We start from the raw sequence: 12,982 nt of genomic DNA on the forward strand, positions 1-12,982 counted from the left end.
CCGCCAGTACATTGAACAGCAGAATACACCACGCTAAACAACGTCCATGCGTAAACATGATTGCGGAGTTGCCTTATATCCACCGCCTGAAGTCGGTGGTTTTACGGCAACGAAGGATAAACCGTCCCTGCGGCAAATGTCGTATTTGCGGTAAAGTCGCTACCCTTATCACCACGACCCAAACCCGCTTGGTTACCGATGGCGATGTCATTATTATTACGAGCTTCAGCGCCAATACCAACAGACACAGCACTTTGACCGGTTGCTTGGGTGGTCGCAGTGCCACAGATGACGCTATTGGTTGCAGTATCGAAATAACAAATATTATCAGTACCTGCTTGGTACTCGGTGCCAGTGGCTGCGATTGCTTGGGCTGACAAGATCATGCCGGACATCACAAGGGTAAAGCGGATCAGCTTAGAGACACTGCCTGTGTCTGCCTGCTCAGTCGTACCGACGGTGGCGCTGCTGCCTTTGCCTTGAGCGCGGGCATATTCTGCCACTGCCATAAAGGCGCCAGTGGCTTTATTAAAGATTACTTTGTAAATATGGTTCATAATAAAACTACCACTCAAGTGTATTCATCATGTTCGGCAGATGAATGGGGTTGTTAACCAGAATCGCTCGCCAGGAGGCCAAAGTGACTCTATGAGTATAAAAAAAATGAGGAGGGGGGAGATGGTCTGATACATGACTATACGCGACCATCGGAATTTTGGGTGTATTATACCCTTAACATCGATCAATTCTGTAGCAAAAATAGCACTGAATTGTATAGACTTTGTAATATGAGGTTGATTTGGTTAATTTTTAATCATTCTAATCAGTCATCGCCACATCTGACAGGCAGGATCGATGGCTGATGTGCTTACTATCATTATAGCATATATCTTGGCTAAGATCATTTATTAATCCATAAAAAAAGCACCACCCAACAGCGCGTCAGGTGATGCTCTTAATATTAAGCAAAGGATCAGCGCAGACCGCGTTCCATTTCTTCGAATTTCTCGACGATGTACTGAGGTGGTGGTGCTGTCATCAGGCTGACCACGATGGTGGTGATGAAGCTTAGCGCGAAGCCTGGTAGGATCGAGTAGATCGCGTCGTTCGCAGGCTGACCACCGATCTCGAAGCCGCCATATACCCAGATGATCACGGTCAAGGCACCGACGATCATACCTGCCAAGGCGCCGTTACGGTTCATGCGCTTCCACATCAGACTTAGGATGACCAATGGGCCAAATGCTGCACCAAAGCCTGCCCAAGCGTGTGATACCAGCTGTAGCACCGAGCTGTTACTATCACCTGCTAGCATGATCGCGACCAATGCCACGACCACCACCGAGATACGGCCGACGAGGACTTGGCGCGCCTCAGATGCCTCGCGATCAAGGAATAGCTTATACACATCACGGGTCAGTGAGCTCGATACCACGAGCAGCTGGCTTGAGATGGTACTCATGATCGCCGCCAAGATCGCTGCTAATAAGAAACCTGAGATCAGCGGATGGAACAGCACTTGTGAGAACACGAGGAAGATGGTCTCAGGGTCATTCAGCGGTGTGCCAGTACGAGCGATATAAGCGATGCCTGCCAAGCCCACCATCAAAGCACCGATCAAGCTTAGAATCATCCAACCCATACCGATGGCAGTGGCGATCGGCACATCTTTGACCGAGCGAATCGCCATGAAGCGCACGATGATATGCGGCTGACCAAAATAACCAAAGCCCCATGCCATCAGTGAGATGATGCCCATCACGGTAACGCCATTCATCCAGTTAAAGACCTCAGGATTCGCCTGCTGGGCGATCGCCATACCCTCTGAGACGCTGCCAATCTCGCTAAATGCCACAATAGGCACCAGCAGCATCGCGATCAGCATGATCACGCCTTGGACGAAGTCGGTCAATGACACCGCCAAAAAGCCACCAAATAGCGTATAAGCCACGACTACGCCTGCAGTCACCCACAGACCTAGGCTGTAGGACAGACCCAGCGAGCTTTCGAACAGCTTACCACCTGCCACCAGACTGGCTGCGGTATAGACGGTAAAGAATAAGATCACCACGAGCGCTGACATGATGCGCAGCAGATGCGATTTATCATGAAAACGGTTGGCGAAGTAGTCAGGCAAGGTGATGGCGTTATCCGCCACCTCAGTATAGACACGCAAGCGAGGCGCGACCAGTAGATAGTTAGCAAATGCGCCAATCGTCAAACCCAGCGCAATCCAAATACTCACCACACCTGATGCGTACATATAACCAGGCAAGCCAAGCAGTAGCCAGCCTGACATATCAGATGCCCCTGCCGACAGTGCTGTCACCGCAGGCCCTAGGTTACGGCCGCCCAACATGTAGCCTTCGACATCGTTTTTTTGTTTAAAATAGGCATAAACGCCGATGGCAATCATCAAAATAAAATAAATCGCCAGCGAAATCCATACGCCTGTTTCCACAGTTTGCATGGTAAAACTCCTTATATAGCAGGCATTGAGGCTGCCCACCAAAGCACTGATCTGGCCTCGTGCATGTCAGATACGCACCCATCAATGAGCCAAACCAGCCTTAACGCATAAAATTACCCACCCGACAGCTTGGCAGATCAGCCAACCAATCCGCTGCCTAACATAGCCAAGCCGCCCAAGCAGGTGTGACGCGCGTATTATAACATAAAAAGAACAAATCTTTGGTATTTGGGTAATATAATTTGTATAATCATATTTAAATCTTTGATTTATCGGATGATTTTATATAAATTAAAGCGGTCGTTTGCTGATTTTTTAAAGCGGTCGTTTGCTGATTTTTGGGATATTTACCACCTTTTAAGCAGTCATAGACAGCCATCAGCGCATTGATAAGCGCCTAAATGGGGGCAAATTTATCCATCATCATTGAAAAATGCTTTGTCAAAGGGTGAATTATTCGGTATAATATTGCGCTAATTTGTCTATGGCTTGTCAATCATAGCCCAGACAAATCACCCAAAGCCGATGATCTGTATCTAGGCGTGGGCTTTTTGCAGACTGGTCGCAAGTCTGCTTCATTTTATCATTTAAGGATCTATCATGAGCCAATTTACCCTAAACGGCGTTGTGCGCGCCGATGAGCAGCAGGGCAAAGGTGCGAGCCGCCGCCTGCGCAAAGAAAACCTTATCCCAGCCATCATCTATGGTGGTAACGATGAGCCAGTTTCTATCTGCGTAAAGAATAACGAACTGGTAAAAGCACTATCAAACGAAGCATTCTTCTCTAGCGTCATCACCATCAGCCTAGATGGCAATGACCAAGAAGTCATTATCAAAGCCCTACAGCGCCATCCAGCCAAAGGCTTCCCACTGCATGTGGATTTCCAGCGCATCGTTCGTGGCCAAGCCATGAATTTCCATGTGCCAGTACATGTGATCAATGAAGAAACTTCAGTCGGCAAAAAAGCTGGCGGCATCCTAACCACTTTGGTCAATGACATCGAAGTTAGCTGCCTACCACGCAACTTGCCAGAAGCCATCGAGATCGATGTGGCGAAGCTTGCGATCGGTGAATCTATCCACCTATCTGATGTGAAGCTGCCTGCTGAACTGACTCTAGTGACGCACGACGAAGCTGACCTAAATCGCACCATCGTCACTATGCAAGCACCTGCAGTGACCGAGCCTGCCGAAGAAGAAGAAGCTGAAGAAGCAGCCAGCGAAGAGTAATCTTCCAAGCTACCCAAAAAACCAGTAAGCGCTTTACTGGTTTTTTGTTTGTCAGTTTGATAAAATTTTTGGACCTTATGGCTGCATTGGCAGCAGCAGCATCATGGCGATCATTTTATGAGCATTCAATTCATCGTAGGACTGGGCAATCCTGGCGCCCAATATCAGCACACGCGGCATAATGCTGGGTTTTGGTTCGTTGAACGACTGGCAGAGGCGTTTGGCATCACTTTGAGTTATGATAAGAAATTTCACGGCCAAGTCGGTCGCGGTACGATACATGGCACTGATGTGCGCCTGCTTTTGCCTGAGACTTTTATGAATCGCTCAGGACAAGCGGTCGCGCCGATGGCGAAGTTTTATGGCGTGCCTGCTGATGCGATCTTAATTGCGCATGATGAGCTGGACATTCCAGCTGGTGCCATTCGCCTAAAGACAGGCGGTGGACATGGCGGACATAACGGCCTAAAAGACATCGTGCCGCACATCGGTGCTGAGTTTCACCGTCTGCGCATCGGCATCGGTCGCCCTGCACATTCTTCACAGGTCAGCGGCTTTGTCCTTGCCAAGCCGACCCTTGATGAGCGCATCAGCATCGATGCTGCCATCGACTGCGCCATCGACGCACTGCCTGAGCTGATGAGTGGTGACATCGAGCGCGCGCGCAATCACATTAATGGCTTTAAGCTGCCAGCCTAAGCCAGCTGGCTTTATTTACCGAGTATTTATTATGCTACTTCCCATACTTGCTGTCGTCATCGGACTGATCATCCTCATCTACAGTGCCGATATGTTCATCGATGGTGCCGTCGCCATCGCCACCAAGTACCACATGCCAAAAATGCTGATCGGCGCACTGATCATCGGTGTCGGCACTTCAGCGCCAGAGATCGTGGTCTCATCGCTGTCGGCACTGGCTGGCAGCCCAGGGCTTGCGCTCGGTAATGCCTTTGGCTCAAACATCGTCAACATCATGCTGGTGCTGGGCGTCACCGCACTCATCGCACCCATCGTTATCCAAAAACAAGTCCTAAAAACTGACTTCGTCTGGCTGATCAGCGCCACCATCGTCGCCGTCGTCGTCATGCTCGATGGCCACATCAGCCGCATCGATGCTGGCATCTTAGTGGCAGTGATGGCAGCCAATATCTGCGTGCAAGTCATCTACGCCAAGCGCCATGCCAAAGCCGCTGCCGAGAGTGCGATCTTGGCCAGTGATGAGCATGCCTATGAGCTGGCAGAAGATGAGCTGCCTGATCCGAATGCCGTCAGCACACCCAAATCCCTGTTCAAGCTCATCGTAGGTCTCGTGGTACTGGTGCTCAGCTCACGCCTGATCGTCTGGGGCGCGGTGGAGCTGGCGACCTTATGGGGGCTGTCAGATCTGATCATCGGCCTCACGATCGTTGCCATCGGCACCAGCTTGCCTGAGCTGGTCTCCTCTGTGATCGCTGCCCGTCGCGGTGAATTTGAGATGGCACTGGGCAATGTACTAGGCTCAAACCTCTTTAATACCCTAGGTGTCGTCGGTGTGGCAGGTCTGATCATGCCGATGGATGTCGCGCCAGAGGTGCTAAGCCGTGATACGGTGGTGATGTGTGCCATCACCCTGCTGCTATTTATCATGTGTGCGCTGGCATTAAAGCGCGATGGACAGATCGGTCGCCTTTCTGGTGCGCTTTTGATCAGCTGCTTTATTGGCTACAGCGCTTGGCTGATGGTGAGCGTGATGGCTTAATCTGTGACGACCAAGAAGACGGACTGATCGATGATGAGTCCGTTTTTTAATTCCCGAAGATTTTTGTGGATATCGGTTAGAATTTGCCGCCTGATTTGGTATAATACGGCCATCCACTCACCAAAAAACCCGAGCATGCCATGTCAGTCGATCATCCCTACGCCAACCGCACCGCCAAGCATTTTGACGGTATTGAGTTCGATGAAGCCTTGATTCAAAAATATAACCGCCAAGGCCCACGCTATACTTCCTATCCGACCGCACTGGAATTTGCCCCGATGGCAGATGGCATGGAAGCTGATATTCTCAAAAATCGTGATGCTACTGTGCCGCTGTCTTTGTACATTCATATTCCATTTTGTCATCATCTGTGCTACTACTGCGGCTGCAACAAAATCATCACCAAAAAGAACAGTGATGCTGGCGATTATCTGACCTATCTATTCAAAGAAATTCGCCATAAGAAATCCCTGCTGCCATCAGGCAGTCGTGTCAAACAGCTACATCTGGGCGGTGGTACGCCGACATTTTTGAGCGATGATGAGCTGGCCAGCCTGTGGGAATTTTTGCACGCAGAATTTGACTTTGCACCCGATGGTGATTATTCGATCGAAGTCGATCCCCGTGAATTACGCCCAAACACCTTACAGATACTACGCAATCTGGGCTTCAACCGCCTAAGCTTTGGCGTGCAGGATCTGGATAAGACAGTCCAAATCGCTGTCAATCGCGTCCAAAGTCTAGATCTCATCACCCATGTGATGAGCGAAGCGACCCGCCTAGGCTATCAATCAACCAATATCGATCTGATCTATGGCCTACCCCATCAGAGCATCGAGAGTATGAATGCCACGATCCGTGAGATCATCAAGCTATCCCCCGATCGGCTGTCGGTGTTCAACTATGCGCATCTGCCTGATCGCTTCGTCGCTCAACGACGCATCCGTGATGAAGATCTGCCAAGCCCGAGCGATAAGCTTGCTATGTTTGGCAATATCATCGCCGCTCTATCAGAAGCTGGCTATCAGTACATCGGCATCGATCACTTTGCCAAGCCGACCGATACGATGGCACAAGCGCAGCGAGCAGGCGAACTGCACCGTAATTTTCAGGGTTATGCCATCTTGGGCGAGTGCGATTTGATCGGCTTTGGCGTCAGCGCCATCAGTCAAATCGGTGCGCACATCACCCAAAATTCCACCGCACTGGCAGACTATCAAACCGCCATCCGTGATGATAAGCTGCCTGCCGTGAAGCATATCCAAAGCGATGCCAAAGACGAGCTGCGTCGTCATGTCATCATGAATCTACTCTGCCATGATTATATGAATTTTGGCTATTTGCGTGAGCGGTTTGGTATTGAGCCTACCCAAGTATTTGCCGATGAGATTGCCACGCTACACGACATGGCAGCCGATGGATTGGTGCAGATTGATCAAGATGGCATCACTATTTTACCAAAGGGGCGCATTCTTGGGCGTAATGTGGCGATGGTGTTTGATGAATATCTAAGCCAAAAACACGCAGGACGCTTTTCAAAGGTGATTTAGATGGGTGCTATCCCCATCTGACTTGACAATTTGGCACGGTTTGGGATAATGAATTTTATAGGGTGAACATGATGTTGGTAGTGATGAGTGATTATACATCGCTGCCAACACCGCACAGCCCATTTCACCACCCATCACGACGCACTGGAGTTATCACATGATCACACTGGATTTACCCCCAAGCACCGAACAAGCCATCATCGCCAAAGCACAAGACGCCGGTCTGAGTGTTGAAAGCTATCTTGCTGCCTACATCAATGAGCTGATCAATACACCCAAACAAAGACAGCTCGGCGGTGCCGCAGGCTCAGTGCTTTATATGGCGGATGATTTTGATGCACCTTTGGATGAGTTTAAGGATTATATGTAATGCAAGGTTATTTGCTAGACACGCACACCTTGCTTTGGTTGCTTGCCAAACCGGAAAAACTGAGCAAACCCGCCAAAGCCATCATTGAAAATTCTGACAATCGCATCTATTACAGTCCATTATCACTGTGTGAAATCGCCATCAAAATCAGTATTGGTAAGCTAACACTGGTTGAAAATTGGCAAATGCTATATCAACAGCAACTCGCCCATAATGACATTCGCCCAATCAGCCAAAGTTGGCACGATGTTCAAATACTACAACACTTGCCATTTCATCACAAAGACCCATTTGACCGTATGCTCATTAGCTGTGCGATGGCAAATAATTTAGGTTTTATTAGTGCCGACAGTCATTGTGCCTTGTATGAACTGCCCGTGATTTGGTAAGACCATGAAGTTCATATGATGCATTATTTATCAAATCTCTAAATACGCCACCCACAAAAAAGCCGTTGATAACAACGGCTTTGGCATATCTAGCTTTTTGATTGACGGCGTTTTAGGCTTTGCCATAGGGTTTCGTGGGCGATTTTTGGCACTTTGAGTGTGATGGTGTTTGACAGCATATCATGCACCGCAAGCCCCCGAGTGTTAAACACACAAAACAAAAAATTGAACAAAAAGCCCAAAAACGCCGCCAACAAAATCGCAAGCTTCGACCCATGGATAAACGCACCGACCACAGCACATATCGCAGGCACAAGGCAAGCACTGATGATCCGCTTAAAGCTCTGCCCCCAGCTAAGCAGCTGCCCATTGGCATCCACAGTCTTTAGTCGCCAAGTCTGCATACCCAAGGTCTGCCCCGACTTACGCCAAAAAATCCCATAAAACCCCACCAAAGTCAGCACAAACGCAGGTGTCATCACGCCGTTTTGATACCACAAAGGCAACGCTTTGGCATCCTGAGAGGTCGTCCCCACATCCAAAAATAGCAGCGTACCGACGACTGCCAGCACCGCCCCCACCAAAAACAACATCGCCAAAATCAGCATACCATCATAGACGATGGCAGATAGTCGCACCAATGGCTTGGCGATGGTAGGCGTTTCGGTGGTGGGCGTTTGTACGGCTTGGGTATTGGTGTGTTTTGACATAGATGCAATCACAATGAAAAAGATGGGATTATTGTAGCATAAAAGCAAGGCGTTGGGGGAATTAGCAATCGAAGCCTGCAATGCAAATGACTTGCACAATGCTTGTCCCAATGCCTGCCCAATGCCTATGATAAAACGCAAAAAAAATCACCGAAATCAATGACTTCGGTGATTTTCGTAATATGGCGCACCCGGAGAGATTCGAACTCCCGACCCCTTAGTTCGTAGCCAAGTGCTCTATCCAACTGAGCTACGGGTGCGGATTCAACTTACTTTGTTTCTCAACATCGTTCGTTGTGGCGGCTATTATACAGTGTTTATTTTGTATGTCAAGCACTTTTTTTAATTTATTTTCGGTTTTAACATCGATCAAAACTTGAGAAAATAAATGGCGGTGAAGGAGGGATTCGAACCCTCGATACCCGTAATTAGGTATGGTTCCTTAGCAGGGAACTGGTTTCAGCCACTCACCCACTTCACCGAACGCTTGCTTTGATAAGTTGCTAGACTTATCATCCATCATCATCGATGATTTCGCTTGTCGTTGTGGGCGTCAATTATAGCAAAAATTTGATACTTTGCAAGTGTTTTTCGCATCTTTTTTATAAAATTTTTGCAAAATTGGTAATTTACCTTGTGCCTTTATCGGTTTGGCAGACAATTTGGATGGTTGGAGGATAAAAAGTGCTGAATTTTTGTACAGATATCTGCTATCATAAGTTTGTTATCATAAGCCAACGATAGGATAATATCGCTAAGGAGAATTATGCGACCAACCGTATTATGTTTTTCGGGGCTAGATCCATCAGGCGGTGCAGGCCTACAAGCTGACATCGAAGCCATCGGCGGTGCTGGTGCACACGCTGCCATCGCTTGCACTGCCATCACGGTACAAAGCTCGCAGCAGGTATTTGGCTTTGAGCCAGTTTCTGCCGACCTTCTTACCGCTCAAGCCGTCGCTGTGCTCGACGACCTGCCCGTACAAGCCATCAAGTCAGGCATGCTCGGCACAGTTGAAAACATTGATGCCATCGCAAGGCTTTTTGACACACACCAGATACCACACGGTACGCCGTATGTGCTCGACCCTGTCCTGGTCGCCAACTCTGGTGGCAGTCTAGGCGATCCTGCGACATTGGTGCAAGCCTTTGGCAAGCTACTGCCTCACGCCACACTCATCACGCCAAATACGCACGAACTGCGCGCCCTAAGCGGTCGTGACAATCTGCATGATGCGGCCAAATACTTAAATGATCAGGGCGTCAATGCCGTGCTTGTCAAGACATCGCATGACTTTGAGATGGGGGATATTGAGCAGTTTTTGTACATGGATGGGCGTATAGAGCACACCAGTATCGTGCCACGCCTAGAGGGTGAGTACCACGGCTCAGGCTGTACACTGGCCAGCCACATTGCTGGGAGACTGGCGATGGGTGATGATTTGGTGGATGCCATCGTTCATGCGGACGACTGGGTGCATCAGTCGCTCATCCATGCCGATGTGCCACATCCCGATCATGATGCAGCGCAGATGATGCCGAATCGCTTTTATCATCTTTGATAAATCACCAAAAAAATCAGCACCCGTGATATGGCGCTGATTTTTTTTGGGTGTCGTATTAGCCCATCCAAATATTCATGGCGATGATGCGAATAAAATTCTCAGCAAGTAATAAAGCAAACAGCGCCACCAAAAACGACAAATCTATCATGCCAATATTCGGCACAAAACGACGAAACGGCGCGACGATCGGCTCGGATAATTGCATCAGTACCATCATAAAGTTATTATTGATGTTCAAAAACATCACCAACAGACTGCTGATGGCTGATGCGATCATGGTGTAGCGCAAAAGCTGCAAAAATTTCATGATGCCGCTTAACGACCCTGCAAAAAACAACTCCACAGCAGTCATCGATCGACCCAAAATCACATTATTGGCAGCAAGGTTGATCAGATACAAAAGCAGCATCAAGACAACCGCGGCAGTACTGATGCGCCCTTTGCCGACTGCAGGAAAAATGCGCGTAAAGACATCGACAACCCCTGTCAAGCGATAAGTGGCGCGAGCAAATGGTGAGCTGCTATCGACATCGGCTAACTGAATCATAAAACGCACAAACAGCAGCATCAGTGCAAAGTTGATGACCATATTGGTCAGCACAAAAGGCACAGAGTTCATAAACAATCCCTTAGCCTTGGCTCACAGTCGCACCAAGTTCGACACTGCGATCACTGCACGCCTGCATCGCACGGGCAAATGCCTGACCGACATCATCGGCATACAGGCTGTCTAGTGCCGCCGCGGTCGTACCGCCTTTTGAAGTGACTTGCTCTCGCAATGTGGCAGGGTCTTGATTGACTGCCAATGCGCCAGCACCACGCACACTCTGTACTGCCAAGGCGTGGGCATCGTCAGGCGATAGACCCATCTCGATCGCCTTTGCAATCATATTTTCTAGCACATAAAAGAAATACGCGGGTGCTGAGCCTGCCACTGCTGTCACGGCGTGCAATAGGTTTTCGTCTTTGACCCATGCAGTGATGCCCGATGCTTGCATGACTTTTTCGGCCATTTGGCAAGCTGTCTGGCTGACACCATCAGCAAAAAGACCTGACGCACCAAAGCCCACGCTAGCAGGTAGATTTGGCATACAGCGGACGATATTGCTATGACCGCCCAGCATCTGCGATAAGGTTGCCACCGATAAACCTGCCGCAATCGATAGCACAAGCTGTGATGACAAATACGGTGCAATCGACGCACCGACCACGCCCATCACTTGTGGCTTGACTGCCAAGACAACCACATCAGCTGGTGTGATGATCTGCTCAGCGTGCTCTGGGCTGACTGCCGTGACGCCTTTGGCGATAAACTGTGCCTGCTTATCGGTATCGGTATCAGATACTGACAAGGTCAGATCCAATCCGTGCTCGGCTTTTGCCTTTAACAGACCGTCAATAATCGCCCCTGCCATATTGCCACCGCCGATAAAAGCGATGGTTTTGCCATTTAATACATCAAAATCAACAACTGTCGTCATAACACACCTTTTTGTCAAATTTATCAAAGTAAAACTTCACCCATTGTACACCATTCGCCCTATTGGTGCAAAATTATCCAAAGCCACGCGCTCGCCATCAGGCAGTCGCCACACCATCATCGGTGCGATGAGCCAATGTCCACCATCAGCAACGACCACCTGCCACAGATGCCCCCGCAGCCATGGCGGTAGGCGAAGCTGTTGGGCAAGTTTTTTGGCTTTATAGCTGTGTTTGCCAATGATGATGGGTGTGGTTTTCTCTACTTTTTGGGCATGGGTGATGGCTTGTTGGCACTTTAGTATAATTTGCACCCGCCCATCTGCCACCAATGCCAATTCACCCAATTCATGCTGGTGTTCGTGCTGAAGATTAGGCAGCTCATCCGTCTGCACACCTGCTGTCAATAGTTGCCACACATCATCTCGATAGCGATACAGATATGCATCATAACGACAAATCACATAGCGATGATACGCGCCTTGCCAGATGATTTGACTGCGATGATCATTATCCGTGCGTGCCATCAACTCAAGCACGGATTGGGTCGTTTGTTGGCTTGGTGGTAGCGGCTCATCCCCTTGTAGCCAGTGGTGCAGCACGGCAGATTGGGCAAGGTTTGGCAATCGCTCAAATGCCTGCACCGCCATCACTGCTTGATACGGTAGATGATTTTGCTCGTGGGATAATTGCACCAAATACTCATCCACCGCCTGATCTTGCCAAGCGGCTGTCTCACACAGTAGCTGTGATGAGCGAGCGATATTGGCGATGGCTTTGGGATTGATGGTGCTTAGTAGCGGCAAAATCTGAGTGCGTAACACACCCCGCACATAAGCGGTATCCGTATTGGTCAGATCATCCACAAAGGGGAGCTTGTGATGCCAAGCAAAAGCGGTAATCTGCTCTCGAGATAGCTCCAGCCATGCTCGCCACAGCCACACTTGCTTATCATGACCGAATTTGGCTTGCCATGATTTCATCCCTGATAAGCCTTGCACGCCTGCACCATCGATCAGACGCATCAGCACTGTTTCGGCTTGGTCATGGGCATGATGGGCCAGCATCAGCACATCATGATCATTCATCACCGACAGCATGGCATCATAGCGAGCTTGGCGTGCATGAGTTTCGCTGTTTTTTGGGAGTGTGACAGGCAGTATCTGATAATCAAAACCATGCTGTATCGCCCAAGTCTCAACAAGCTTTGCCCAGTCATCATTGGCCGACTGCCACCCATGATGCACATGAAGCAGGATTGGCGGTCTATCTATCTGCCCTGCTTGATACAACAGATGACACGCATATGCCAATGACAGCGAATCCCGTCCGCCGCTACACGCCAAATACAGCGTCACCCCATCCAGTCTGTGTCGATGGGTTTGATAAGCGGTCAATAAAGTCTGGGTCAGTACATCAGGCATAAGTCAGGCATCGCATCAAAATAAAAAATAGGGCAAAATTACTTTCGCCCTATTGTAG

General features: G+C 49.2%; 13 protein-coding genes and 2 tRNA genes. 7 read left to right on the forward strand and 8 right to left on the reverse strand.

Annotated features, from left to right (window positions below; genetic code table 11):
* Window positions 1–101: 101 nt before the first annotated feature.
* Window positions 102–557: an ESPR domain-containing protein gene (locus AZ602_RS10205; RefSeq protein ID WP_227525190.1), complete on the reverse strand. Its 456-nt coding sequence runs from the start codon at window positions 555–557 to the stop codon at window positions 102–104.
* Window positions 558–973: 416 nt separating this feature from the next.
* The gene (putP, locus tag AZ602_RS06015; protein ID WP_103034159.1) at window positions 974–2,470 is read right to left on the reverse strand and encodes a sodium/proline symporter PutP; all 1,497 of its coding nucleotides are present in this window, start codon (window positions 2,468–2,470) and stop codon (window positions 974–976) included.
* Window positions 2,471–3,070: 600 nt separating this feature from the next.
* On the opposite strand from putP, the gene AZ602_RS06020 reads away from it, so the two are divergent.
* The 6 genes from AZ602_RS06020 (at window position 3,071) to AZ602_RS06045 (ending at window position 7,747) form a co-directional block, all read left to right on the forward strand.
* Window positions 3,071–3,700, forward strand: coding sequence for a 50S ribosomal protein L25/general stress protein Ctc (locus tag AZ602_RS06020; protein WP_103034160.1), 630 nt, complete (start codon window positions 3,071–3,073; stop codon window positions 3,698–3,700).
* A 117-nt stretch (window positions 3,701–3,817) separates the two neighbouring features.
* Window positions 3,818–4,399 (forward strand): aminoacyl-tRNA hydrolase, encoded by a 582-nt coding sequence (pth, locus tag AZ602_RS06025; protein ID WP_103034161.1) that lies wholly within the window; start codon window positions 3,818–3,820, stop codon window positions 4,397–4,399.
* Window positions 4,400–4,430: 31 nt separating this feature from the next.
* Complete coding sequence (locus AZ602_RS06030; protein WP_103034162.1) at window positions 4,431–5,438, forward strand: calcium/sodium antiporter; 1,008 nt, start codon at window positions 4,431–4,433, stop codon at window positions 5,436–5,438.
* 140 nt (window positions 5,439–5,578) lie between these two features.
* On the forward strand, window positions 5,579–6,988 hold the full coding sequence (gene hemN / locus AZ602_RS06035) for an oxygen-independent coproporphyrinogen III oxidase (protein ID WP_103034163.1): 1,410 nt from the start codon (window positions 5,579–5,581) through the stop codon (window positions 6,986–6,988).
* A gap of 157 nt (window positions 6,989–7,145) precedes the next feature.
* Window positions 7,146–7,358, forward strand: coding sequence for a DUF2281 domain-containing protein (locus tag AZ602_RS06040; RefSeq protein WP_078317995.1), 213 nt, complete (start codon window positions 7,146–7,148; stop codon window positions 7,356–7,358).
* On the forward strand, window positions 7,358–7,747 hold the full coding sequence (locus tag AZ602_RS06045; protein WP_103034164.1) for a type II toxin-antitoxin system VapC family toxin: 390 nt from the start codon (window positions 7,358–7,360) through the stop codon (window positions 7,745–7,747). Before AZ602_RS06040 ends, AZ602_RS06045 begins: the two co-directional genes overlap by 1 nt.
* Window positions 7,748–7,836: 89 nt before the next feature.
* On the opposite strand, the gene AZ602_RS06050 is transcribed toward AZ602_RS06045, so the two are convergent.
* The 3 genes from AZ602_RS06050 to AZ602_RS06060 all read right to left on the reverse strand — a co-directional run bounded on the left by AZ602_RS06050 (window position 7,837) and on the right by AZ602_RS06060 (window position 8,938).
* The gene (locus tag AZ602_RS06050) at window positions 7,837–8,457 is read right to left on the reverse strand and encodes an RDD family protein (protein WP_199174099.1); all 621 of its coding nucleotides are present in this window, start codon (window positions 8,455–8,457) and stop codon (window positions 7,837–7,839) included.
* Between the two features lie 183 nt (window positions 8,458–8,640).
* Window positions 8,641–8,717 (reverse strand) — tRNA-Arg (locus AZ602_RS06055).
* A gap of 129 nt (window positions 8,718–8,846) precedes the next feature.
* Window positions 8,847–8,938 (reverse strand) — tRNA-Ser (locus tag AZ602_RS06060).
* A 285-nt stretch (window positions 8,939–9,223) separates the two neighbouring features.
* Between AZ602_RS06060 and AZ602_RS06065 the strand changes: the two genes are divergently transcribed.
* Window positions 9,224–10,018 carry a hydroxymethylpyrimidine/phosphomethylpyrimidine kinase gene (locus tag AZ602_RS06065; protein ID WP_103034165.1) on the forward strand — a complete coding sequence of 265 codons (795 nt, stop codon included), beginning with the start codon at window positions 9,224–9,226 and terminating at the stop codon, window positions 10,016–10,018.
* 58 nt (window positions 10,019–10,076) lie between these two features.
* On the opposite strand, the gene AZ602_RS06070 is transcribed toward AZ602_RS06065, so the two are convergent.
* Genes AZ602_RS06070 through tilS form a run of 3 tightly spaced genes read right to left on the reverse strand, consistent with a single transcriptional unit; the run spans window position 10,077 to window position 12,924 of the window.
* On the reverse strand, window positions 10,077–10,640 hold the full coding sequence (locus AZ602_RS06070) for a YggT family protein (protein WP_103034166.1): 564 nt from the start codon (window positions 10,638–10,640) through the stop codon (window positions 10,077–10,079).
* A 10-nt stretch (window positions 10,641–10,650) separates the two neighbouring features.
* On the reverse strand, window positions 10,651–11,502 hold the full coding sequence (gene proC, locus AZ602_RS06075; RefSeq protein WP_103034167.1) for a pyrroline-5-carboxylate reductase: 852 nt from the start codon (window positions 11,500–11,502) through the stop codon (window positions 10,651–10,653).
* A 36-nt stretch (window positions 11,503–11,538) separates the two neighbouring features.
* Window positions 11,539–12,924, reverse strand: coding sequence for a tRNA lysidine(34) synthetase TilS (gene tilS, locus AZ602_RS06080; RefSeq protein ID WP_103034168.1), 1,386 nt, complete (start codon window positions 12,922–12,924; stop codon window positions 11,539–11,541).
* Window positions 12,925–12,982: the final 58 nt, after the last annotated feature.

The sequence above is a fragment of the Moraxella sp. RCAD0137 genome (genome assembly GCF_002894025.1).
Classification (GTDB): Bacteria; Pseudomonadota; Gammaproteobacteria; order Pseudomonadales; family Moraxellaceae; genus Moraxella; species Moraxella porci.

Coding starts and splice junctions, on each gene's coding strand:
- proC (WP_103034167.1), bottom strand. CDS start 11,502: ATGACGACAGTTGTTGATTTTGATGTATTAAATGGCAAAACCATCGCT.
- AZ602_RS06020 (WP_103034160.1), top strand. CDS start 3,071: ATGAGCCAATTTACCCTAAACGGCGTTGTGCGCGCCGATGAGCAGCAG.
- AZ602_RS06045 (WP_103034164.1), top strand. CDS start 7,358: ATGCAAGGTTATTTGCTAGACACGCACACCTTGCTTTGGTTGCTTGCC.
- pth (WP_103034161.1), top strand. CDS start 3,818: ATGAGCATTCAATTCATCGTAGGACTGGGCAATCCTGGCGCCCAATAT.
- putP (WP_103034159.1), bottom strand. CDS start 2,470: ATGCAAACTGTGGAAACAGGCGTATGGATTTCGCTGGCGATTTATTTT.
- AZ602_RS06065 (WP_103034165.1), top strand. CDS start 9,224: ATGCGACCAACCGTATTATGTTTTTCGGGGCTAGATCCATCAGGCGGT.
- AZ602_RS06040 (WP_078317995.1), top strand. CDS start 7,146: ATGATCACACTGGATTTACCCCCAAGCACCGAACAAGCCATCATCGCC.
- hemN (WP_103034163.1), top strand. CDS start 5,579: ATGTCAGTCGATCATCCCTACGCCAACCGCACCGCCAAGCATTTTGAC.
- AZ602_RS10205 (WP_227525190.1), bottom strand. CDS start 557: ATGAACCATATTTACAAAGTAATCTTTAATAAAGCCACTGGCGCCTTT.
- AZ602_RS06050 (WP_199174099.1), bottom strand. CDS start 8,457: ATGTCAAAACACACCAATACCCAAGCCGTACAAACGCCCACCACCGAA.
- AZ602_RS06030 (WP_103034162.1), top strand. CDS start 4,431: ATGCTACTTCCCATACTTGCTGTCGTCATCGGACTGATCATCCTCATC.
- tilS (WP_103034168.1), bottom strand. CDS start 12,924: ATGCCTGATGTACTGACCCAGACTTTATTGACCGCTTATCAAACCCAT.
- AZ602_RS06070 (WP_103034166.1), bottom strand. CDS start 10,640: ATGAACTCTGTGCCTTTTGTGCTGACCAATATGGTCATCAACTTTGCA.